This is a genomic window from Photobacterium marinum, from assembly GCF_000331515.1.
GTDB classification, from domain to species: Bacteria; Pseudomonadota; Gammaproteobacteria; order Enterobacterales; family Vibrionaceae; genus Photobacterium; species Photobacterium marinum.
The window spans coordinates 21021-44897 of record NZ_AMZO01000013.1; the positions used below are offsets into that span (position 1 = coordinate 21021).

Annotated in this window: 20 protein-coding genes and 2 pseudogenes; 11 read left to right on the forward strand and 11 right to left on the reverse strand. The window is 45.3% G+C overall.

Annotation, left to right across the window (positions count from 1 at the left end; all coding sequences use genetic code 11):
• Positions 1-134: 134 nt before the first annotated feature.
• Positions 135-884 (forward strand): metal-dependent hydrolase, encoded by a 750-nt coding sequence (locus C942_RS09335; protein WP_036799458.1) that lies wholly within the window; start codon positions 135-137, stop codon positions 882-884.
• 77 nt (positions 885-961) lie between these two features.
• Here C942_RS09335 and C942_RS09340 read toward each other — a convergent pair whose 3' ends face one another.
• The 5 genes from C942_RS09340 to pdsR all read right to left on the reverse strand — a co-directional run bounded on the left by C942_RS09340 (position 962) and on the right by pdsR (position 6027).
• Positions 962-1324: a hypothetical protein gene (locus C942_RS09340; RefSeq protein ID WP_036799461.1), complete on the reverse strand. Its 363-nt coding sequence runs from the start codon at positions 1322-1324 to the stop codon at positions 962-964.
• A 69-nt stretch (positions 1325-1393) separates the two neighbouring features.
• Positions 1394-1708, reverse strand: coding sequence for a hypothetical protein (locus C942_RS09345; RefSeq protein WP_007465021.1), 315 nt, complete (start codon positions 1706-1708; stop codon positions 1394-1396).
• A 184-nt stretch (positions 1709-1892) separates the two neighbouring features.
• The gene (locus tag C942_RS09350; protein WP_007465022.1) at positions 1893-2921 is read right to left on the reverse strand and encodes a DUF2235 domain-containing protein; all 1029 of its coding nucleotides are present in this window, start codon (positions 2919-2921) and stop codon (positions 1893-1895) included.
• Between the two features lie 226 nt (positions 2922-3147).
• Positions 3148-5331: a proteobacterial dedicated sortase system histidine kinase gene (gene pdsS, locus C942_RS09355; RefSeq protein WP_007465024.1), complete on the reverse strand. Its 2184-nt coding sequence runs from the start codon at positions 5329-5331 to the stop codon at positions 3148-3150.
• A gap of 9 nt (positions 5332-5340) precedes the next feature.
• On the reverse strand, positions 5341-6027 hold the full coding sequence (gene pdsR / locus C942_RS09360; RefSeq protein WP_007465026.1) for a proteobacterial dedicated sortase system response regulator: 687 nt from the start codon (positions 6025-6027) through the stop codon (positions 5341-5343).
• Between the two features lie 238 nt (positions 6028-6265).
• On the opposite strand from pdsR, the gene pdsO reads away from it, so the two are divergent.
• Positions 6266-7030: a sortase-associated OmpA-like protein PdsO gene (pdsO, locus tag C942_RS09365; RefSeq protein ID WP_007465028.1), complete on the forward strand. Its 765-nt coding sequence runs from the start codon at positions 6266-6268 to the stop codon at positions 7028-7030.
• Between the two features lie 52 nt (positions 7031-7082).
• Positions 7083-7280, forward strand: a complete 198-nt coding sequence (locus tag C942_RS09370; RefSeq protein ID WP_007465031.1) for a hypothetical protein — start codon at positions 7083-7085, stop codon at positions 7278-7280.
• A 169-nt stretch (positions 7281-7449) separates the two neighbouring features.
• Here the strand turns inward: C942_RS09370 and C942_RS09375 are convergent, their stop codons facing one another.
• Positions 7450-8388, reverse strand: coding sequence for a chemotaxis protein CheV (locus tag C942_RS09375; RefSeq protein WP_007465033.1), 939 nt, complete (start codon positions 8386-8388; stop codon positions 7450-7452).
• A gap of 580 nt (positions 8389-8968) precedes the next feature.
• Between C942_RS09375 and fdhF the strand changes: the two genes are divergently transcribed.
• Complete coding sequence (fdhF, locus tag C942_RS09380) at positions 8969-13123, forward strand: formate dehydrogenase subunit alpha (RefSeq protein ID WP_007465036.1); 4155 nt, start codon at positions 8969-8971, stop codon at positions 13121-13123.
• 491 nt (positions 13124-13614) lie between these two features.
• Positions 13615-13998, forward strand: coding sequence for a hypothetical protein (locus C942_RS09385; protein WP_007465038.1), 384 nt, complete (start codon positions 13615-13617; stop codon positions 13996-13998).
• 206 nt (positions 13999-14204) lie between these two features.
• Here C942_RS09385 and nagA read toward each other — a convergent pair whose 3' ends face one another.
• Positions 14205-15329: an N-acetylglucosamine-6-phosphate deacetylase gene (nagA, locus tag C942_RS09390; RefSeq protein ID WP_007465040.1), complete on the reverse strand. Its 1125-nt coding sequence runs from the start codon at positions 15327-15329 to the stop codon at positions 14205-14207.
• 290 nt (positions 15330-15619) lie between these two features.
• Here nagA and C942_RS09395 point away from each other — a divergent pair, with 290 nt between their 5' ends.
• The 3 genes and pseudogenes from C942_RS09395 to tnpA all read left to right on the forward strand — a co-directional run.
• The gene (locus tag C942_RS09395) at positions 15620-16381 is read left to right on the forward strand and encodes a DmsC/YnfH family molybdoenzyme membrane anchor subunit (RefSeq protein WP_007465042.1); all 762 of its coding nucleotides are present in this window, start codon (positions 15620-15622) and stop codon (positions 16379-16381) included.
• Positions 16382-16598: 217 nt separating this feature from the next.
• Positions 16599-16694 carry a transposase domain-containing protein gene (locus C942_RS24640; protein ID WP_232428160.1) on the forward strand — a complete coding sequence of 32 codons (96 nt, stop codon included), beginning with the start codon at positions 16599-16601 and terminating at the stop codon, positions 16692-16694.
• A gap of 37 nt (positions 16695-16731) precedes the next feature.
• Positions 16732-17049 (forward strand): annotated as a pseudogene (gene tnpA / locus C942_RS09400) (IS200/IS605 family transposase); the annotation flags it as partial.
• Here tnpA and C942_RS25745 read toward each other — a convergent pair.
• Positions 16973-17164 (reverse strand): annotated as a pseudogene (locus tag C942_RS25745) (IS3 family transposase); the annotation flags it as partial. The pseudogenes tnpA and C942_RS25745 sit on opposite strands and share 77 nt — an antisense overlap.
• 175 nt (positions 17165-17339) lie before the next feature.
• Between C942_RS25745 and C942_RS09405 the strand changes: the two are divergent.
• Positions 17340-17618, forward strand: a complete 279-nt coding sequence (locus C942_RS09405) for a hypothetical protein (RefSeq protein ID WP_007465044.1) — start codon at positions 17340-17342, stop codon at positions 17616-17618.
• Between the two features lie 96 nt (positions 17619-17714).
• On the opposite strand, the gene C942_RS09410 is transcribed toward C942_RS09405, so the two are convergent.
• The gene (locus C942_RS09410; RefSeq protein WP_007465046.1) at positions 17715-18230 is read right to left on the reverse strand and encodes a hypothetical protein; all 516 of its coding nucleotides are present in this window, start codon (positions 18228-18230) and stop codon (positions 17715-17717) included.
• A 123-nt stretch (positions 18231-18353) separates the two neighbouring features.
• Positions 18354-19331, reverse strand: a complete 978-nt coding sequence (locus C942_RS09415) for a GlxA family transcriptional regulator (protein ID WP_007465047.1) — start codon at positions 19329-19331, stop codon at positions 18354-18356.
• A 121-nt stretch (positions 19332-19452) separates the two neighbouring features.
• Between C942_RS09415 and C942_RS09420 the strand changes: the two genes are divergently transcribed.
• Together C942_RS09420 and C942_RS09425 are read left to right on the forward strand one after the other, a co-directional pair.
• Positions 19453-21303 carry a beta-ketoacyl synthase gene (locus tag C942_RS09420; protein WP_007465048.1) on the forward strand — a complete coding sequence of 617 codons (1851 nt, stop codon included), beginning with the start codon at positions 19453-19455 and terminating at the stop codon, positions 21301-21303.
• 191 nt (positions 21304-21494) lie between these two features.
• Positions 21495-22331, forward strand: a complete 837-nt coding sequence (locus C942_RS09425) for a PfkB family carbohydrate kinase (RefSeq protein ID WP_007465049.1) — start codon at positions 21495-21497, stop codon at positions 22329-22331.
• Positions 22332-22457: 126 nt separating this feature from the next.
• On the opposite strand, the gene C942_RS09430 is transcribed toward C942_RS09425, so the two are convergent.
• Positions 22458-23750 (reverse strand): DEAD/DEAH box helicase, encoded by a 1293-nt coding sequence (locus C942_RS09430; RefSeq protein WP_007465050.1) that lies wholly within the window; start codon positions 23748-23750, stop codon positions 22458-22460.
• Positions 23751-23877: the final 127 nt, after the last annotated feature.

A 23877-nucleotide genomic window follows, 5' to 3' on the forward strand; every position in this document is an offset into this window, starting at 1 on the left:
GTTATTGATTTTTATTGATGTCACAAAGAATTGATACATAATACTGTTTATTTATCCAGTTAAAGAGACAATGGCTGTTTTCACAGTTGCTACCCTGAAACAGAAGAAAACAGTCTTGTTCAGTGTGAATATTTGTGGCTAATTTCAAAATGCATCTTGGATCAGCCGCGCTAACCAGTAGTTTGGCGGCTACCGCATTGCTTTCAGCGGGGCATATTGCCCCGATAACCGCCCTGTGGCTGATGTTTGTCGGCACCATGGGTGGATTGCTACCTGATATTGATTCAGACAACTCAACCTCAATGAGTGCGCTTTTCCGGCTGTTTGGCGGCCTGCTTACCTTTAGTTTCGTCGGACATATTTATCGTGCCGTTTCGATGCTGGAACTGATGGTTTATGCCTCGTTCTGTTACTTTACGATTCGATACAACTTCAAATCTTTGTTGGAAAAAATAACTGTTCACCGCGGCTGTTGCCATTCTCTGGCTTTTATTGCGTTGTCAGCGTTGGCGGTGGTGTATCTGATTTATCTGCTTGGCTACAGTGATATTGCCAGTTGGTTGTCAGGGTTGTTTTTGTTTGGTGGCGGATTGGTTCACTTACTGCTTGATGAGGTTTACAGCGTCGATTTGGCTAACCGGAAAATCAAGATGTCATTCGGTTCGGCATTGAAACTGTGTTCAAACCGAAATCCGGTGATCAGTACTCTGCAGTTTTTACTGATTGGTATTCTTGCTGTTAACAGTCCGCCATGGAGTGATAGTTGGGAATCACTGTCTGACTGGAACAGCTTTAGGCTAAAACCTGACTGGCTGAACCGTGAAGATATCTCTGAGTTTATTCATGATGTGGTGGATTCAACCAATGAGGCAATGACTCCCTGATGGCTAGCTGACGTCACTTGAAACTAAATCAGGCACTTATAAAAAATAAGTGCCTGATTCACGTTATGCGTTCGAAATTAATGACGCATTATTTTCGAGTTGGTTTTCTCCGGGTGTTTCATCAGGTGCGTATGCCTGTTTGTTGCTGTTTGAGCCATATCATCAAGAATCCGGCCAAGATCTGAAGTATGTAGGCATTCGAGGACAGCGGGGTCACGCTTCAAATTAGATCCTAACTCGTAATGACTCTCCCGTTCGGGGTAAAAGTCTATATCACTCTCCCTGTACTTTTTTGTTTCGGTGATTTCATTAAACATGCAGGCCACGGTATGACAGAAAACGTCATAAACATCGTTGGTATTTCTGGCCATGTTAATTCGGTTGCGAAAATCAGGAGTGTAGTTTTTCTCAAGCTTGGAGTATGAAATTTGAGCGGTCATATTTCCTTCCCTCCGTTGTCTTTGGGTGAATCACCTATTAACTATAGGACGAGGGGAAGGACCGTCAATTTAGCTGTATTTGCCCCAATCGCGCTTCACGAACCAATTCGTTGGCCAGGCAACAAAATCTTCCGGAGAAAATTTTTCCGTTAGTACTTCCATTTTTACGATCCGTTCAGGAAGAACAGAGAGAATGTGGTGGCGAGGATCACTGTCAAAATCCCACAAGTGATACCGGTTGCACTGGTTTTCTGAAATGCGCTTAGGGCCAAAATCGATGGGGGCGCAGATCTTTGTTGTCTCTGTTCCGTTTTCTTTAGCGATAAAAGTTAAACGGATTTTTTTCTTGTGTTGAATAGCATCAATAAAGTTGTCTTGATACATAGCGATATGCCCTGAGTATTATGTGTTACATAACTCATATCCTAAGGGAGAGGGAGAATAAAAACTGAGATTTTACTCTAAAAAGCAATATTGTGATGGTATTAATAGAAATGGGTAATGTCGGGGGAAAGAGCAGGGAGGACCTGCTCTTATGATTGATATTTAGTTCAAGGAGCCTGAAGAATCAGTCTTCCCAAATTGGTGGCCATTCACCATGTTTATTGATGTATGAGTCGATGGGTTTACTGCGGTACTTGCTGTCGTACCGTTCCCGAACACTTTTGTGAACCCAGGTCGGTGTCTGGTCTTGAGCCGGGATTTCACGTACATGTTTACCAAGCAGTAGATATTTACGTTTGTACTCATTGTGCTGGCTGGCCAGTGCATTCGTATTGACAGGTTTCAATGCAGGTTCAAACTCTAACCCACTTTGTTCAGCTTCGTTCAGTAGCCAGAGCATAGGAATATCGGACAAGACTGTACCGTCAGCATCCGGTTTATAACTACCACCGACATCACAGTGAACACCGGAAAACCATACCTGCTCAAGGTCGACACCTTCACGAGGCTCCCAGATGGTTGGTTTGAAATCATCTCGCTGTTCATCAAGTGACAGGGCATGACGAGCTTTAACGATATTGCTGCCGAGCTTGCGATCATAGAATAGGTGTCTGTCGTCAATATCGCTGAAAATACTGAATGGCAGACCCATTGCTCCTACTGTATCCCATACGCCGATAAAATGAATTTTCACTTTACTTTCGATGGTGTAGTTTTGCCGCCAGCTGACAGAGTAGGGGCTTTGCGGTTTGTTATCCTTGTTTTTATAAAGTTCGAATGCTTCTTCTATCCGGCTGCCGTGCATACTTTTCAATATGCTGCAGTTATTGATCATTCCGCATAAGCTGCGCACGGTATAAGCGCCTCGGCTGAAGCCAAATAGGTAGATTTCATCACCTGCTTCATAGTTATGAACCAGGAAGCGATACGCATCCATGATGTTTTTTTCCAGCCCTTTACCGATACCGCCTCCGGTAAATTTGTCGTGGTAAGAGCCGATCCCCCAATCGTAAAATACGATTTGGCTGATACCTTCAGAACTGGTAGGGCGAATCCCTCTGGCAAGTTTTAGCACATTGGTCGGGAAGTCTTCTTCACCATACTGCTCGGGGCGGTTCCAGGTACCATCGGAACATATAATTATCCTTTTCATACATGATCCTCCGTTTAATACCAAACTAAACAATAATCTGAGTCAACAGAGTGCCGGAGCTCGGGTATAGCGGGTTGAAGGAGCGCCGAACTATGATTCAGTTTGGTATATAACCATATAAAATGTAGCTGAATATGCTCGGGACTCTAAGTATCGAGTTCACAGCTTGGGGGAAGAGTGGTGATTATTTTGTACCAATATCGGCCTAGGGTGAGTTTTGCAGCACTTAATTGTCCTCCGAGGCAATAGGAAGGGTAATTATGACTTCGACACCTTTTTGATCTGCACGATTTTTTAGTCTGATTTCCCCTTCATGAAACTCTGTAATGAGTCTGGCAATGAACAGCCCAAGGCCAAGGTGAGGTTTGCTTTGCTTATTCTGGCTTCGCACTGACACCATGGAGTTGAGTAGTTGATCAGACATATTTTCCGGCAATAACGGCCCGTAGTTACTGACTGAAAGGTTAGCCTGCGGACCGTTTTGAGTCAGAATCACTTCAATCGGATTCTGGTTGTCACTGAAGTCTTCCGCATTGGCGATCAGTTTATCCAGAAGTTGGGCCAGATAATCCGGCGCACCGTTAATGAAAATGTCTTTACTGCCGCTATGAACCTTAAATGCCTGCTCAGGGAAGGCCATTTGGTAACCCTGCATGCAGCCTGAAACCAATTCGTTAAGCGGGAATCGTTCTTTTTCTGCACCTTGCAGGCTTTGCTCTATGCGGGTGGCTTCCGTCATGCTCGACAAAATGGTGCTCAAACGCTTAACACCGTCTTGCGCACGGTCAATATAGCGTTGGGAATCCTCGTCCTGATCTTGCATCGACAGGTTTTCAAGTGAAGAACGAACCACTGCAACCGGCGTCCGCAATTCGTGTGATAGACGCGAGGACAGATTTTCCAGGTAGTGGTTGTATTGGCCGAGGCGGTTCACCATTCCGGCTAGGCTACGTGACAGATCGCCGATTTCGTCGGTATCGGTAGTTGGCGAAATCGGTTGTCGGATGCGGCCCTGACTATCGATGGCTTGCTCTGCTTCGTCACGCAGGCGACGAATCCGAGAAGATATCTTTGAAGCGAATAAGAACAGGGTAATTGTGCCGATGGCGATTATGGCCAGAATGGCATTAAACAGCTTTTCCAGTGCCTGGTTCCGTAGGGTTTGAATACCGATAGTCGACTCTTCTGCCACTACAGCTCCCATCACATTGTTATCAAGCCAGATAGGGTAGGCAGCAGACAGAATCATAACCTTTCCGTCTTCCGAGCGACGCCATTGGGAGTAGCCTCGCCCTTGTAACGCTTGAGAAACATGAACCCCTTTTACCAGTGCTTCATCTTGTTTGAAGTCGCTGAATTCTGTTGGCTCGGTAATAAGATAACGGTAGTAAAACGGGTGCAGCAGTTTCTTCTCAATCGCAGACCACCAGGAAACGTCATTATCTGCGTATTTAACCGATGACGACCATACGCCGTTAGAATCCTGAATATCGCCGGTTTGTGCTAACACGCGCTGGTGGCGATCAATCACCCAGATACGGGAACTGGTGTGTCCCATTCCTTTCAGGATTTTTTCTATTTCAGGAGATGGCACCAGAACTGTTCCCAGTCTGCTGAGTCGCGTGGTGTTGGAAGTGCCGATGATAGTATCGATTTCGCGGTTCTGGTTGTTATTGATATCGTAAAAGGCAAAGCCTAACTTATTGCCAAGGGTGGAAAGCGGCAATCTTAATTCAATGTTGTAGCCATTTTCAGTTGATTTCCAGAAGCCTTGAATTTGCTTTTGCTGAATGAGTGTCGATGGGTTCGAGATGTCATCTGTGATTTGCCATGCGTTGATCCAGCCATCTTCATAAGCGGAAACAACATAGCGGGAAAACTCACCGTCAGGTGATGTCATGGCAATGATCAGGTGATCATTGCGGTCTACGCGCAGGGAGTCTTTACGACGCATAACTGGGCTGAGGTCAGAAACTTCAAAGGCCGCGTAAAGGTAACCATCGTATTTTCCGACAATATGGCGGAAGCTGATGCTGTTATTGTCGTATGGACGGCGGCCGAACTGGACATAATCGCGACCGTAGCGAACCATTTTATCGTCGTAATCAGTCCAGTCATTAAGCTGGCCGTCTAATGTGATCGGACTTTGTAATTCATAGGCATACAAGTCTCGGCCTTTCTGTACCGATTGCAGGAAACTGGCCTGATCGCTGAACAGGTTAGGGCGCTCATTCAGTGCTGTAGCGACAGCTCGCGTAGTACCAATCAGGGTTTGCTCCTGACCCTGGCGCAGCAGTTTTTCCATCTCCAGGATGTATTTGTAACCCAGCCATGGCAGTAAGAGCAGAAAGCTGGAGATCAGAATAACTTTGACTCTGAGGCCAACAGGTAATTTCGGTAGTTTCTTCATCTGAATCCGTTATGCGCCCCAGCGGTAGCCCATGCCATAGACAGTGTTAATGCAGTCAAAATTGTTGTCATATTGCATGAATTTTTTGCGGATACGTTTTATATGGGAAGTAATGGTGCTGTCATCGACAACCACCTGGGCTTCATCCATCAGATCATGGCGGCTCTTTACATGACCGGGACGCTTGGCAAGGGCATAGACCATCCAAAATTCCGTCACGGTAAGCTCAATAAGCTGTCTGTTCCAGAATATCTGCATTTTGTTTTTATCAATGGTTAGCGGGCCGCGTTCAATTAGTGTTTCCTGCTCAGTTGGGGCTGCCAGCAGATCACTCCGGCGGAACAGGGCAGCAATGCGAGCCATTAAATGTGGCAGGCTGATGTCTTTAGTCAGGTAATCATCGGCACCCATTCGCAGGCCGCAAACGGTATCAAAGTCACTGTCGCGGGCGGTCAGGAAAATGATAGGGATAGTTGGCGACAGGGCACGAAGCGACTGGCATAAAGAGAAACCGCCATCAATCTCATTCTGAAGGCCGATATCAATAATAGCGAGATCCGGTAGCTCCTGTTCGAAAGCCGCCTGTGCATCCGGACGGTTGTCATAACCCTGCACACTATAGCCATGCTTTTTAAGGACATCTATATAGTTTTCGCGAATCGCCGCTTCATCTTCGACAATAACTATTTTCTTCATTTATTACCTTCATTTACTGCTGCGTTACTAGAGCAAATTGCTTTCTGGTTGTGACTATACAATAAAAAAGTGCAGATAAAAGTGGTGTGTGGCGATTGCCATTTTTTTGCCACAATTGATCAGCACATTGCCTCTTTTTCTCCCCGATAATGCCAGATCTGCTTGTTTTAATTACCTCATCGAAACGCAACGACACAAACAACAACGTCAAACGTTTATAACGAATGAGGATTCCAAAATGAAAAAGCAGCTAATTTCTACTCTTATCGCTACCACTCTGATGACTTCTGTAATTGCTCCGGTCGCTCAGGCCAACACCGTTGAGCCTGCTGATGATGCTTATAAAGTCGGTCAGGAGGAACAACTGATTGGTATGGGGTCTGGTGCGGCATTCGGTGCACTGGTTGCCGGCCCTGCTGGTGTGGTTGTCGGCGGTATTATCGGCGGCATTATCGGTACCACAGTCGGACAAGAGGATTACATTAAGGCGCAGGATGAAGAAATGCAGGAAATTGCGTCCCGCAACGCAGAATTAGAGCGCATAAGCCACCGTTACAACCAGGCCCAGATTGAGATTGCCCGCCTGCAACAACAAGCAATTCAGCAGGACAGAATGATGGAAGAGCAACGTCAGATTGATTTGGCTCTGGAGATGAATGTTCATTTCCGTACCGGTTCTGCCTCTATCGAACCACATTTCCAAAGTCAGCTTGATGAACTGGCCGAGATGATGAAGCAGGCTCCTGAGGTTAAGTGGGAACTGGCAGGTTTCGCCGACCGCCGCGGTAGCAGTGAGAAGAATATGGCACTTTCACAACGTCGCGTTGATGCGGTTCGTAATTATCTTGAACAACATGGCATTGATGCTAATCAGATTGTTGTTGCAGCCTATGGTGATCAGGCGCCGTTGAAAGCCGAGCAGAACTTCGAAGGTGATTTCTTTGACCGCCGTGTAACTTTGCGCAGCAGCCAGAGCAGTGTTCAGACTGCGAACACTCATTAACCAGGTGAGTAGTTTGGCTTAATAGTCAGCACAACTGGCAGGTAATCGAATAATGACGACAAACAATAACAGCGGAGCTCCCGGCTGGGTGCTCCCCCTCTTCATCATGCTGTTGCTAACTGTGCAGTTGGCAACAATATCTGAAGATGCACGGGCACAGCGGATTGACATTTTACACGGTGAAACTCTGAAAGCATGGAATGAGCTGGAAACCGATTTTGTTACGGAGGCAGAAAATGGTCAGGGATGACAGTTATTGGCTGATGATTTTACTGAAAATTACTGTGCTTCATTTCAGCTTGATTTATTGCTAGGAATTGGTGCAAAAGAAGCGAGGGCAAATAGTGGGTCTTAAAGATACCAAAAGAAAAAACTCGCCAAGAGGCGAGTTCTTTTGATCTGTTTGGCGAACTGTTGAATTACAGAATGTCGCGCAGGCGATCCTGAACCACTTCAACCAGCAGGTCTGGCTGGAACTTGGAAATGAAGCGGTCACAGCCTACTTTTTTCACCATCGCTTCGTTAAAGCTGCCACTCAACGACGTATTCAGTGCAATATGGATGTCGTTCATACGCGGATCATTACGGATCTCATGCGTCAGCTTATAACCATCCATTTCTGGCATTTCGGCATCAGTAAACATCATCAGAATCTCATCGTTGATGTTTTTTCCTTCATCACACCATTTCTTCAGCATGTTCAGAGCCATCAGGCCGTTTGTCGCCTCGATGATTTCAAGACCCAATTGAGAAAGTGTATCGCGGATTTGGGCGCGAGCCGTTGATGAATCATCAACAATCAGGATCTTGCGACCATGCAAGTGATCAACAATGTTCTGGTCCAGTACGTCATCAGAAATATGAACGTTATATTCGATGATTTCCGACAGAACTTTTTCAACGTCAATGATACTGACCAGACGTTCAGCGCCGTCACGGTTAAGCTTGGTTAGTGCTGTCAGGTAGTTGTTGCGGCCAACCTGACTTGGAGGTGGCTGAATGTCACGCCAGGTCAGGTTTTCGATGTTCATCACTTCACCGACCAGAAAGCCCTGAACAGAGCGGTTATATTCAGTGATGATCAGGTTACATTCACCTTCTTCCTCACCGTGGCGCATGCTGATGGCCTGGCGAAGGTTGATGACAGGAATTGAAAGCCCGCGAATATTCGCAACACCGGTAATATTCGGGTGTGAACCGGGTAGGCTGTTTAGTTTAGGCAGTTTTACAACTTCCTTAACTTTGAACACGTTGATGGCAAATAATTGGGATGTATGTAGTTTGAAGATAAGCAACTCAAGTCGGTTTTCACCAACAAGCTGGGTGCGCAGATCAACAGAATCAAGGATATTGGCCATAATTTGCCCGGTAATTCAAGAAATTATTAAAATTATCATCGAATTATATGCTGGATAAAGGGCAAAAGTCACGCGTTATATAGGGCTAAAGATGGTTCCGTCAAATAACTATGTGATACTTATCGATTTATTTGTTTTATCTATGAGCTGGCTGAATTTCACTGTAGTTATACCGGTTTCATAGATGGTATGGGGACTAATGACGTGCAAAATGGTGACGAAAAATTGCTTTGATTGTTGCTTTTAACCCTTAAGGGTTAATTATGAAATAAAGTGATAGAAAGTTTAAACTAATTTCAATATACGTGTAGATAATTATATAGATAGAACATATTGATTACTTTATTTTGTCCAAAAAATAATTCTCTACAGTGCTCCAAATCAAGGAATTTTATTCTGGTTCTGGTACGTTGGGACGATAACAAAAATGATGATTTTCTCTCAATCATCCTTGAGTACTGTACCTGGCTTTCCCCTATGAACAAGAAGTTAGCTAATACAAGTGAATAAGCATTTATTTGCTCCCCACCGTATTATCAATCGCCATGAGTCAGTGCCGAGTTACTAAATGAGGCAATTTATGAACAATGTCACAATAGACGGACAGGTAGTGGCTGTTGACAGTCAGCAGACACTGCTTGAAGCCGCGACGCAATGCCAGATAGAAATACCATCCTTATGTGGTTTGAATAAAGATGGTGAAAAAGTACCGTGCGGTTTGTGTGTGGTCGAAGTTGAAGGACAAGGCATACAACGCGCATGTGAAATCAAACCAGTTGAAGGAATGAAGGTCACCACCCAAAGTGAAGCTTTGGCGGAATCTCGTCGCAAAGCACTGAACCGCATTCTGTCAGATCACTATGCCGACTGTGAGGCTCCGTGTCAGACAGCTTGTCCGGCCGGGGTTGATATTCAGTCTTACCTTTACCACATTTCCCAGAATGATCACCAAAAAGCTATTGAAGTGATCAAACGCACTCTGCCTATGCCGCTTTCTATTGGTCGTGTGTGTCCTGCCTTCTGTGAAGCAGAGTGTCGTCGTGGCTTGGTGGATGAACCATTGGCTATTCGTCAGCTGAAGCGTCATGCTGCTGATGCGGACTTGGAAGCGCAGGAGCAGTATGTTCCTGAACGTAAGCCTGCTAAGAATAAGTCTGTCGCTATTATCGGTAGTGGTCCGGGTGGTTTGACTTGTGGGTATTACCTGAGCAACGAAGGTTACAACGTCACCGTCTATGAGGCGATGCCGGAAACTGGTGGTTGGCTCCGTTATGGTATTCCAGAATACCGTTTGCCAAAAGCAATCCTCGACAAAGAAGTTGATTTGATGTGCCGTAACGGTATGAAGATCGAAACCGGCAAAGAGCTGGGTAAAGACTTCCTGCTTTCTGAACTGGTGAACGGTTTCGATGCTGTTTGTCTAGCTGTTGGTGCATCGAAAGCGGTTGAAATGAATTATGAAGGTAGTGATCTTGATGGTTGCTACTTGGGTGTTGATTACCTTAAAGATTATGTCACCGAGAAGCAGTACACCACTGGTAAGAAGGTGGCTGTAATTGGTGGTGGTAACACCGCAATCGACTGTGCCCGTACCGCTGTTCGTGACGGCGCGGATACAACCTTGATTTATCGTCGTACCCGCGACGAAATGCCGGCTGAAGATTATGAAATCGAAGAAGCTGAACATGAGGGCGTAAAGTTCCACTTCCTGACTAACCCGGTTGAGAATATTGCTGGTGATAATGGCCGGGTCTGTGAAGTGAAGCTGGAGAAAATGGCATTGGGTGAACCGGACTCATCGGGTCGCCGTCGTCCACAGTCAACCGGCGAATACTTCACTGAAGCTTTCGATACAGTCGTTGCTGCGGTATCGCAAAAACCGGATTTAACTTTCCTTGATAATGACAACATCGAGCTGCCGCTGACACGCTGGGCAACGCTGGAGTCTGAAGCTGGCACTATGCATTCCGGTGTCGAAAATATCTTCAGTATTGGCGATTTCCGCCGTGGCCCGGCTACAGCGATTGAGGCGGTAGCCGATGGTCGAGTGGCAGCACAAGCGATTGATCGTTTCTTTAACGGTGATATGGAAAATATTCCAGTTAAACCGTTTAACTCACACAAAGAAGCCAAACTCAAGCAGGTTGATCCTGAGCATTTCACTAACATTAAAAAAGTGATGCGTGCGGTAATGCCGGAACTGAGTCTTGAAGCGCGTGAATTGAGCTTTGATGAAGTTGAAAAAGGCTTCATGAATGAAGAGGCTATTCGCGAAGCTGAGCGTTGTCTGGAGTGTGGCTGTCAGGCCAATACCGACTGTAAGCTGCGTGACTACGCAACTGAATACAAAGTCGATAACAACGACTTTGACACGGAAAGTCGTCAGAAATTCTGTGTCGATACTTCGTCTGAATTTATTGTTTTCGATGCTAACCGTTGTATTAGTTGTGGTCAGTGTGTTCAGGCCTGTAACGAAAATGCTGTTCATGGCGCATTGAGCTTCATGAAAAATCCGGATGGTGGCAGTGCTAACCGTCCAGAGTGTCGTCCGGGTTTTGAAAACGGTTATAACATGGGTGACTCCAACTGTGTTCAGTGTGGTGCCTGTGTTCAGGTATGTCCGACCGGCGCATTGGTTGATGCGCGTGATAAATCGCAGGGCCGTATCGAAATGCTTAAGCCGGTAGATACTATCTGTACCTACTGTGGTGTTGGCTGTAAGGTCACCATGTATGTCGATGAAAGCCGCAACCAGATTCGCTACGTGCAGGGTGCTAAAGACTCTCCGGTTAATGATGGCATGCTGTGTGTGAAAGGTCGCTTCGGCTTCGACTTCGTTCATAGTTCTGAGCGTCTGACTACGCCGCTGATCCGTAAAGATGGCGAACTGCTACCTGCAAGTTGGGACGAAGCACTGTCGCTGGTGGCAGAAAAACTTGGTGATATAAAAGAACAACATGGTTCTGATGCACTTGCCGGTTTCTCTTCTGCGAAAACCACTAACGAGGATAACTTCGCATTTCAGAAGTTTGTTCGTCGTGAATTGGGTACCAATAACGTCGACCACTGCGCCCGTCTGTGTCACGCATCAACCGTAACCGGCCTGGAAGCATCGCTGGGTAGTGGGGCAATGACCAATGATATTCCGGGTATTAAACATTCTGACCTGGTGTTTATTATTGGTTCTGATACCACATCGGCTCACCCGATTATTGCTTCGCATATTAAGCAGGCTATTCGTAAAGGAACAGCACGTCTGATTGTTGCCGATCCGAAGCGTATTGATATGGTTGAACATGCCGAGCTTTATGTTGCTCAACGTCCGGGTACGGATGTAATGCTGATCAACGGTATCATGCAGCAGATCATCAAGAACGGTTGGCAGGACGAGCAATATATTGCCGAGCGCGTTGAAGGTTATGAGCAGTTGAAAGCGGAAGTGATGTCTGATGCTTATACCCCGGATAAAGTCGAATTGATCACTGGCGTAAAAGCCAGCGACGTGGTTAAGATTGCTGAAATGATTGGTACGGCTGACCGCACAGCAGTGTACTACTCGATGGGTATTACTCAGCACACGACAGGTCATGACAATGTTCGCTCAATTGCCAACCTGCAGCTGCTTTGCGGAAACCTTGGTATTGAGGGGGCTGGCATTAACCCGCTTCGTGGTCAGTCGAATGTACAGGGTGCCTGTGACATGGGGGCGCTGCCTAACAATCTTCCTGGTTATCAGAAAGTTTATAACCCGGATGTACATGCCAAGTTTGCCAAGGCGTGGAATAAGCCGGATCTGCCATCAGAAGCTGGTTTGACCCTGACTGAAATTATCGATGCAGCTTGCCACCATAAGGTAAAAGGTCTCTATGTAATGGGTGAAAACCCGGTACTGAGTGATCCTAATCAGGCGCATGTGATTGAAGGTCTTGAAAAGCTGGACTTTCTTGTAGTTCAGGACATTTTCTTAACGGAAACTGCTCAGTATGCTGATGTGGTTCTGCCGTCATGCTCATTTGCAGAGAAGTTCGGTAACTTTACTAACACTGAACGTCGTGTTCAGCGCATCTCACCAGTGGTTAAGGCTCCGGGAGAAGCGAAAGAAGACTGGTGGATCATTCAGAGTATTGCTAATGCAATGGGCAGTGACTGGGATTATCAGTCCGTTCAGGATATTACAGAAGAGATCACTCAGTTGACTCCGCAATATGCCGGTATCCACTGGGAGCGCATCGGAAGTGAAGGTGTTCAGTGGCCATGCCGAGATGACAAGCATCCGGGAACTCGTATCATGCACGAGAAGCAGTTCGTGCGTGGTAAAGCTGAGATGGTGGCTATCCCATTCCGATATGCCGCCGAGCTGCCTGATGATGAGTATCCGCTGGTTCTGACAACAGGCCGTCTGTTGGAGCAGTTCCATACTGGTACTATGACCCGTAAGACGAAAGGCCTTGATAAGCTGGCTGGTCCGCGCGCTATGATTTCGGTTGACGACGCTGAGCGTTTGGGTATCGGTAATGGTGAAATGCTACGGGTATCAACCCGCCGAGGCTATATCGACACGCCGGCATTTGTTACCAAGCGAATGCAGCAGGGCGTTGTGTTTGTACCATTCCACTTTGCGGAATCTCCGGCTAACCGTCTGACTATCACGGCGACAGACCCTCATGCCAAGATCCCTGAGTTCAAAGTAGCAGCAGTGAAAATTGAGAAGTTGGAAGATGTGCTGACAGCATAGGCAGAGCTTTAATACTGCTAGATAATGATGAAAACACCCGGTATTTTACCGGGTGTTTTTTTATGTTCACTATTATCCTGAACCGTTTTTGGTGTTGTGAATGGCTTTTTGCCTGATCTTGATAACATCGCATATTAAAACCCAAATTCCACATTTAATATGTCAAGATTTATAAATCGTGATTTCTCATTCTGATTTTGACGTTCGCTTTGTGCTTTTTTTAACACAAACATTTACAGATGTGGCGCTTGAAAAGATTTCTTACAATTATTTACAGGTGTAACAATCGGTTGGCTTTTTATTTGATTTTATTTTTAAATTCATGATCTTAAGTCTTTTCAAAATGTAAATTCAAGGGCGGGTGCTGTTAATTATTTGCTGCGTGAATATTATACAAGTATGAAATAAGCACAAAAGGTGGGAAAATGAAACTGCTGACTATGGTATGGAAAGAAATGACCTTTTCTCATTAGTTATACTGAGGTGTGCTTATGAAGTTCGCTCTGATTTTTCTGATTTCGTCTCTTGGCGGAGTGCTTTCTGGTGAACACTTCCACTCATTTATGGCCGGCTTTGGTGTTGCGGCTGTAGCTGTAGGTACAGGTTACTGGTTGGCATTTCGTTGTTCAACACGTTACCCGCAGCTAGCATTGTTGATGTTGCTAATGGGCATGATGGCTAAGATGGGGGTGACCATCGCCGGTGTTATGTGGGGACTAGAAGCCAATGTGATCAATTCACCGATTGTATTTTCGCTTTCATATCTGTTTTTCTCTATCGTTGTTACTTACCTGTATTCAAAACTGCGTGAGTTTCAAATGGCCAGGGCTGTTAGTACTAAGGGTCAAGATAGCCTGAAAGCAAAAACCGTATAATTAATTGGTTTAATTTTTAAAAGCGGGTGTAAAGCCCGCTTTCGTATGTTTATAAATCAAATTTAGCGATAGTTATAAAAAATGCCAGTCAGATATTCTGCCAGGCATTTTTGTTTTCTTGTTAAGCACTTACCAAATGGTTTGTCTTGTCGAAATTGTTTTGCTATTTGCATTCTGCGGGTTTGGAGCAGAAGGTGACAACCAGTTTAATTGCAATAAACTCCCATTTGGAAAACAGCGCCAATCTCATTCTCATTGGTAAGTAAAGTGATATTTGCTTTATAACCGGGAGCCAGCCTTCCGTAGCAGTCATCAATATTTAATGCTTTTGCTGGATATAGAGTTGCCATACGCAGGGCTTCTTCACGGTTTAATCCGACATATTTTATTAAGTTACGGATACCATCAAGCATAGTGATTGTTGAGCCCGCAATTGTGCCGTCTGCGTAATGGCATTTACCATCTGTGACATAAGCTGTAATCCCGGCCATGTCATATTCGGTGATATCCGTACCGGCAGGGGTGACCGCATCTGTGATTAAGAAAAGCTTTTCACCAAGGATTTCATGGGCAACTCGTACAGAGGGAAATGCAGAGTGGATACCATCAACAATGATCCCTGCATAAGGTTTTTTATCGAAGATGTAACCAACGGCACCGGGTTCTCTTGAGCCGAACGGTGACATTGCGTTGAACAGATGGGTTGCCATATGGAAGCCGCTTTTGGCTTCTAGCTCGTCGTAGGTTGCATTGGTATGGCCTAAAGAAACAGTAATGCCTGCATTTGTAAGGATGTCGATAACAGATTGAGCAGTATTTTCCGGGGCTAAAGTAATGACACTGATTTTATCGGCATGATCAGCCAGGAAGTAGGCTGTCATTTCGTCGAGATGCCGGATGTGGATGGGATCATGTGCGCCTTTTTTCTCTTTGCTGATAAAAGGGCCTTCAAGGTGCAACCCCAGGATGCCTTCTGCTTCTCTGTTTTCGATATCACCAATAAGCTCCAGGACTTTTCTCATGTCATGGTCGCCACTGGTAATGAAAGTCGGCAGATATTGAGTTGTACCAAATTTGAGGTTGGTGTGATTCATGATATCCAGGGTCTTTTTCTGAATATCCGTATTTAGCATCACGCCGCCACAACCGTTTAGCTGAATGTCTATAAAACCGGCTGTTGCTGTCAGCCCGCTGGCATTGAATGTTTGCTCTGGCAGGCTGATTTCGTTCATCGGGAGGATATTCTGAATGGTATCGCCTTCGACTAGGATAGCCTGGTTAGCTTTGGTAGTTTGGCCATCAAATACATCTACATGGATAATTGCAAACATAGGCGTCTCTGCTGGAGTTGTCTGGAATTTTTCTAATCTTGTGATTTATTACTTCTTGCTTATTTTTTGTTCAAAAATAAGATAGTGTTGTTAGGTGTCACAGTCAACCGAACTGTTCGATCTTTGCTGGCGTACCTGCACTCTTTATCAGCGGGCAAAAACAGGTTTTCATTTGTATTTGGTATCCGTCTGGCAGAACGATTCGGCTTGAGGCAAAATACGCGGTTTCGTATTAAATAATAATTATCTGATTTCAGGTTTATTCTGAAGTTTGAGAGAAGAGGTAACACATGGCTTGGTTCGATTGGCCATTCATCTTATCTAGTGTTTTTGCCCAATTGTCGATTGGTGCATTTCTGATTTTAAGCGCTGTGATTTTCAGCGGCAAACTATGCTTTGGTCAGAGTGACCGCCTGCACCGGACAATGCCTGTATTATGGCTTCTGTTGTTTACTTCGCTGATCTTGCGTGAAGTCAATCTGATGCTGTCACAAGTTCATTCTGTTTATAGTTTTAGTACAGAAGCTATGCTGGTGACTGTTTTCTTTGTTCTGGCACTGTTGTACTGGTTCGCAGAGAAAGCCTTACTGGGTAACGATAAACTAAGAAAAGTGATGCTGGCGGTTGTTGTATTGAGTGGTCTGCTTTATTTGGGACATGGCCTGATTCAACGAAGTGAACACTGGCTGGTGGCTGCCCACTTTATTGCGACAACACTATGTGGTGGAACGTTATTGGCTCACACCGCTTTGGTGCGAGCAGAACATAAAGTGGAAGAAGTAAATAAGTACCTGCCTGCATTGGGTGCTGTTATCGCAGTGGTTTGTTTCCTGACGGGTATTCCACAATTGGCTGACCTTGCACAACGTGCAGAAGTGCTGAATGAAGTTGGGCCTTTCGTCGCGCATGTCTTCAGCCTGGGATTACTGCTAGCTTCAGTCGGAGTATGGTTGATGCCAACTCTGACAAAGAGTAAGCCGGCCCTGAATGTAATGTCTTTTGCGCTGATTCTGAGTCTGGTTTCTTCGTATTGTGCAGGTGTTGGTTACTAATTGTTAATTGCTATAACGAGTTCAACAAAAAGCCGATGATTGTTCATTAGTGCTGATCGTTTAAGAAGACTTGAATGATCCTCGGGTTGATAGATAATCCCTAATCATTTGTTGGTTAGGGATTTTTTTGTTTACGTAAGAGCTTGAATTAGCTTTTGAGTTTGTAGAAGAAAATGGCTCATTTGAATCCGTTATTAATTCATTCGATGCTGATTGGATAGAGCAATTCCTTTTAGCAACAGACAAAGTTAGTATCCGGCGGCGCCGGTTACCAGCCCTGCAAGCTGTTTGGCTTGTAATTTTCATGGGCTGATGCGAAATCAATTTATCAAAGAATTCTGATTTAAGAGAATGTAGGTAAAGAGCTTTATCGTTCAATCTACATTATCTGGAACATGAAGGATTGCGAGGTTATGGAGTTAAATATCCAGCTAGACCATGTTCATCTTGTTGCGATAATTCCTCCAAAGGTATCGACTTTAACTCTGATGGGTGTATTGAAAGGGCGAACGGCAATATGGATCTTTAATAAATTTCCGCATATTAGAGAGAAGTTATGCGGAAATTATTTTTGGGCGAGATTCAAGCTTCTGAACCGACCATTTCAACCGTATTATGCTCCCTCAACTGGTCTATCAGCGTGTACGTTCGAGTTCGTTCGACATTAAGAGAATTGTGGCTTTTTTAGAATGGTTTTTTCTCGCTCTAGACGAGATTAATGCGCGCCTCTAGTTATTGGATCTTCTGTTGCTCAGTCGTTAACGCTTTGGAGTTCGGTGTTACATGTACCTTGCCGCTATTCATTTAGATATGAGTATTAATGCTAATTGGTCGGTATTGTTCAATCATTGAGGGCTCTTTTTTGCTTCTTGTTCATGATTGATTCATGTTTGTTCCGATAGACTGCAAGTCATAGAGATGAAGATAGATATATCAACAGATGAAAAGAGGCTGGTGTATGAAGAATTTTGTTGCGAGTGTCGTTGCTTTGATTGTCGGTTTTTTCACATTAACACTGGCAGCAGTAATGGGGCTATTTGTTAGCATCGCAGCTTTGATTGCTCGTCCGTTTATTAAAAAGAAGATGACTGCCGCCTATGAAGAAGCAGTAAGGCAGCAGGGGCAGCCTTTCTCCCAGAGTATGAATGGCACTGTTATTGACGGTGAGTATGATGACATTACAGATAGAGTGAAGCAGTCACATTCACGTCAGTTTTGTAATGCATCAAATTTATAGCTAAATAGTAAAAAACGCCGCCAGTAATTTCACTGGCGGCGTTTTTGTTTGGCTCATTAATTCTAGAGCCTAACTCCAGAAGCAACCGGAATGCTATCAGCGGTTTCTTTGCAGACAATTGAAAAAGTCATCTAAATCTCGGCTGTCAGCATTGAAGCGATAACGGTTTCCGGATCTTTTAATTTCGAAGTGTCCTTCGTCCTGATGTACAAGCTTAGTGAACACATCAAATGCCTGCTTGTCGCTGGTTCCTCCCAACATAACCAGCCGGGTCACACTATGTTTGTTTCCATTCTTGCGCCAGTTTGCTGTGAAAACTTCAACTGGCTGTCCGGAACGGTAATAGCTGATATTTTCAAACCCTGCGGGATGATTGATATCTGCTTTGATTGCGATGTAACGGTGTCTGTGCCGGACGTCAGTGATCATTGCCAACTGCATATTGCTCTCGAACTTTTTCTGATCATTTTTAAAAAGATGAAAGATATCCAGACGACATTGGTTTTCGTTGATTTCTGTTGAGCTGACAGGGTGTAGGGCTGCTTGTAATGGTAAGCAGAATATAAGTAATAAGGCACTGATAACACGAAGCAAAAAATTGATTTTATACATACGACACATTTCCTCCACAGGCTTACTCCCTATGATAGTGATTGAATTTGAGTTGTATGTGTCTCACTTCATAAACACCTTTGATAATTTTAAGAATAGTCTGTATTAAGCTCGATTTAAGTTTTAAGGGTTGTATATCTTTGCTTTTACCATCCTTCTGTATTGAATTGGTGTCATGCTGAACTGTTTTTGAAAACGGGTTGAAAAGTGATAAGCATCCTTGTAGCCCACTTGTTCAGCAACATCCTGAACTGACATACCAAAATCACGAAGCAATTGTTGAGCAACTTCCATCCGTATTTTTTGCAGATATTGGTGCGGCGATTCTCCGACCTGATCTTTAAATTTACGATTAAAGGTACGTAGCGGCAGGCCACAATGATCAGCGATGACCTGAGTAGTAATGGGGGTTGAAAGGTTTCGCTTCATCCAGTCCTGCGCCAGTGCTATCGACTCATCAAACTGCACTTGGCCACCGATCTGGTAAAACGGCTGCTGGGTGGATTTGGATATCTCATGACCAAAGTGAGTTTCAATGGTATTTGCCGTTTTTTGGCCGAAGTTTTCTGCAATCAGATAGAGGATCATTTCAGACTGGGAGTTGATACTTCCGGTGCAGAACAGGCCATTGGCAGCGGTAATAGATGCTTGTCTGTTCAGTCGGATTTTAGGATAGCGTGTTGCGAATTTATCGTAGTAATACCAATGAGTTGTGGCAACCTGGTTGTCCAGTAAACCGCTTTCTGCCAGCCAAATAACGCCTGTTCCAGTTGCTACCAGTTGTGCACCTTGCTGATATTGCTTCTTCAGCCAGGGAATGATCTCCGGTGCTTGGTGAAGGGCTGACATTGGGTTCCCCCACATTGGTGGCAGAATGATGGTGTCGAAAGTCTGCTCGTCGCTGAAAGTAATATCCGGTTGAAGTTTGAGACCGGCGGGAACCTTAGGTGGCTCTAACGTAGGAGCAACCAGTTTGATTTCAAAGGGGGCTGATTTTTGTTGTTGGCGAGGGCGAAGGCTTGCTGCGCTGCTCAACATCTCTGCTGCCAGCGAGACACCGGTCACTAAGGCGCGATGATAAAGGGCAAAAGCAACTTTCATATTTAGAATCACTTATGGGTGTTTGGCCTGATTGGCAGTGATTTTGGCATATATTTTAGGTGAATGAACAGCGTAAATTGGTAACCTATGCGCCATCGCAATAAAAAGAAATAGGTTTAGGATGACAAAGTTACCACTGATTGTCGGATTTGGTGGCGTTAATGCTGCAGGTCGTAGCTCCGGATTTCACAGCTACAAGCGAATGGTTGCCGATGCACTGTCTGAAAAAGAGATGGAAAGCACGTGGCAGGATTTAGCGCACCGAATGGGTTTGGCAAGCAGTAGCGAGTTGGATTCTGAACTTATTGAAGCAATTAAGGCGGGTACTTTAGTTCGACGCATCGATTCGTTCGACCCTGACAACTTGCTTTATCAGTACAAAGCGAATCTTAACACTGAAAGTGAGCAAATCACTTTTACTTTGCGTAAGTCTAAACTGCCTACAAAGATTCCGGATAACTGGACCGTTGAAGAGCAGGGTAGCAAGGTACAAATCACCGTAAATGGTGCGCTGGATGCTTTGCTTGAAGATCGTGTGTCATTCCCTGTATCCAGTGGTGGTAATATCCCAGCCGGTTTCGACCCGGGTAAGCTTTATAACTCACGTTTCCATCCTCGCGGCCTGAAGCTGACTGTTTACGGCGCATCTGATGCGTTGAACTCTCTTGGTTTCGACTGGGCTGAGGTAATGAAACACGTTAAGCCTGATGAGGTTTCAGTTTATGCCGGCAGTGCACTTGCTCAGGTGGATGACCAGTCTCTTTCAGGTATGTTGGCTGCTCCTCTGACAGGTGGACGTGTCAGCTCGAAGATGATGGCATTATCGCTAGCGGAAATGCCTGCGGATTTTGTAAACAGCTACGTCATCAACAGTGTTGGTACAACGGGTACCAATATGGGGGCGTGTGCCACTTTCCTGTATAACCTGCGCCAGGGCATGTATGACATTCAGCATGGTAAATCGAAGGTGGTGATTGTCGGTAATGCGGAAGCTCCGGTTGTTGCTGAAATTATGGAAGGCTTCCGTGTTATGGGAGCACTGGCTGAGGATGAACAGCTTAAGGCACTGGATAGCAGCGATGTGGTAGATAATCGCCGTGCTTGCCGTCCGTTTTCTGCTAACGCAGGCTTTACGATGGCTGAGTCTTCACAGTTTGTTGTGCTTATGGATGATGAGCTGGCTCTTGAGCTGGGTGCGACGGTTTATGGTTCAGTTGCAGATGTGTTTGTAAACGCCGATGCTAATAAGAAGTCTATCTCTGCGCCGGGTGTGGGCAACTATGTCACTATGGCGAAGGCCACGGCACTGGCAAAAGCGATTCTTGGCGAAGAGGGAGTAAAGCAGACTTATGTTCAGGCTCACGGCACAGGCACACCACAAAACCGTGTTACAGAAAGCCATATTTTGAATGAAGTAGCTAAAACATTTGCTATTGATAGCTGGCCTGTAACAGCGATTAAGTCTTATGTCGGGCACTCAATGGGTGCCGCGGCAGGCGATCAGCTGATTGCTTCTCTGGGTGTATGGCAATATGGCTGGATTCCGGCAATCAAGACAATTGATCACATTTCTGATGATGTTCATCAGTCTAACCTGGATATTCTGACTGAACATAAGTTTGCCGGTGAAAATGGCGAAGACTATAAAGCAGTACTGTTGAATGCAAAAGGTTTCGGCGGTAACAATGCGACAGGATTGGTGCTGTCTCCGGCACAAACTCTGGCAATGCTAAGTAATAAGCACGGTGAAAAAGCGATGCTGGCTTATCACGATAAGAATGTTCAGATTCGAAATGTAGCAGAACAAAATGATGTCGCGGCCAGCAAAGGCGCAGAGACAATTCGTTATCACTTCGGTGAGAGTGTAATGGATGATAGTTCAGTGTCTATGACTCAGGAAGCAATGACGCTTTCCGAGTTTGATCAGGCGATTGAGTTGCCGCAAGCAAATCCATACGCTGATTACTGCTAAGTACATTTAGTTCTTTCGAATAAATAAGCGTGAAGTGGTTGTTTTAACCACTTCACGTTTTTTTATGTGATCTTACTAACTTTATTGGCTCTGCATTTTTTAATGGTGAATCATTCTTTATATCATTTACATATTATGGTTATTCAGAATTATAAGCTGTGAGCAGAGTTAGTCTGGACAGGAGAGATCGCTTGGCAAATATTATGCTGATTGCAAACCTGAATTGTGATCGGGTTGTACAGTTGGATAAACCTCTTACTACAGGAGGGCGCCATCACTATAAAGATTGCGGTCGACGTCTTGGTGGCGGAGGCGCTAATACCGGCCTGGGTTTGGTATGGGCAGGCCATAATGTATCTCTTGTGAGCCAGGTCGGTTGTGATAAAACAGCTGACTGGTTGTTGGCCGAAGCTGGTTTGCATGGATTAAATTGTGGTTTGTTACGCCGTAACGATGTGGCGACTCCTGAATTGCTATTAATCATGACACCGGACGGAGAGCGCACCATTATACGTCCGGAGCGTCCGAAGTTTGTTCTTGGTACACCTCCGGATTTTTCTCGCTGGGATGCTCTTTATATTAATTCATCAGCTGAAGGTTGTGCTGAATGGGCTAGAGAGGCTCTTGAGAAAACGTTAGTGATTGCACAACTGGCTAAAGATGAACGAAAGCGACCTTGTCATGTACTGATCACTTCAAAATCAGATCTGGAAGGGCGTAGTGAGCTTGAGGCGTGGGACTATGCGTTAACTATCGCGGGTGATGCGTTACGTTATTTTGTTGTAACTGATGGCGCTGAAGGAGCTGTCGCTTATACTGCTGATGGTTGTTTCAGTATTCCGGCGGTCAATTGTAAAGTAGTGGATACGACAGGTGCTGGCGATGCTTTTGCATCCGGTCTGATCAATGGATTTGTCAATCAGTTACCTATCGAAGATGCAATGGCAGAAGGTGCCAAGTGGGCGTCATTTGCTGTTGCAACTCAGAGTTCTATACCCGGCGATGCATTAAAGCAGTATTTGAGCTAATTGCGTCTTAGCGCTATATGAACAGATAAAGAAAGCGCAGGCCGCAAAAACATCGCCTGCGCTTTTTGTTTTTATAGCCGATGTCATTTTGATATTAATGGCAGCGGCTAATAGTTCAGACTGAAATTATTTTTTCAGCTTAGTGATTTTTGCGCGGTTTTTGATCGCACGATGCAGGCGAACGCGGCGCTCGGCATCAGACTGAGCCGTAGGGTTATTCTGGCGGCCACGGCGGTCTTTGAAAGCCGGTTTAGTGTGCATCTTAGTCAGCAGAGCATCTCGGTTAGCTGGTTCATAACCTGCAAGTTGGATACGGCGAATACGCTGTTGGATCAGATTTTCAACCTGAACCAGAGTCAGCTCTTCATCACGGCTGACAAAAGAAACAGCATGGCCTTTCTGGCCAGCACGGCCGGTACGACCGATACGGTGTACATAGTCTTCTGCCAGGAATGGCATATCATAGTTAACAACGTGCGGCAGGCCTTGAATATCCAGGCCACGGGCAGCAACTTCAGTTGCAACCATGACGCGAGCCTTACCTTCTTTAAATTCGTCAAGTGCGCGTCGGCGTGCACTTTGTGCTTTATCGCCGTGGCAAAGAACCGCCTTGATGCCATCAAGCTTCAACTCTTTAACCAGTTCGTTAGCCGTCTCTTTGTAGTTAACGAAAACCAGCACTTGTTGCCAGTTCTTCTTACCAATCAGTTCTGATAGCAGTTCACGCTTACGTTCTTGATCGACAGGGTAAACAACGTGGGCAACGGTATCGGCTGTAGCGTTCTCCGGGCTGACAGAAATACGTTTAGGCTTGCGAAGAATTTCATTAGCCAGTTTGTTCATCTGGCTTGAGATGGTTGCAGAGAACAGCATTGTTTGAGGCTGGCTACGGATATCGCCCATAATGGTGCGCATATCTGCAATAAAGCCCATGTCCAGCATACGGTCTGCTTCATCGAACACCAGAAATTCAAGGTTCGCCAGAGAAACGTTGTTTAATTCCATATGTTCAATTAGTCGGCCAGGAGTGGCTACAAGGATGTCCAGACCTTGTTCCAGCTTTTTCTCCTGAGTCCCCATTTTGGTACCACCATAGATAGCGGCAACGCTGGCAGATACATATTTGGTGTAGTCTTCAATATTTTTGGCGATCTGAGCAGCAAGTTCTCTGGTTGGTGCCAGGATTAGGGCACGAACATTAAAGCGGCTGTTTGGCTTTGGATTGTCACAAATTTTCTGGATGATCGGCAAAGAAAAGGCTGCAGTCTTACCTGTACCTGTTTGCGCGTTCGCAAGAATATCGTGACCGCGACGAGCTTGTGGAATCGCTTGTTGCTGGATGGGTGTTAACTTCTCGTACCCGCACTCAGTTAGAGCACGCACGATTTCTTGAGAAAAACTTTGTGATGAAAATGACATTCTTTGTTCCTAAAGCAGACGGCATAGCCTGACCAAATATACGGTCGCAGATTATAGAGGAATAATGCGCCTCTGTGATGTCAAACTTATGTGTTTGACCGTTTTTTGCGCATTATTCTATGTCAGA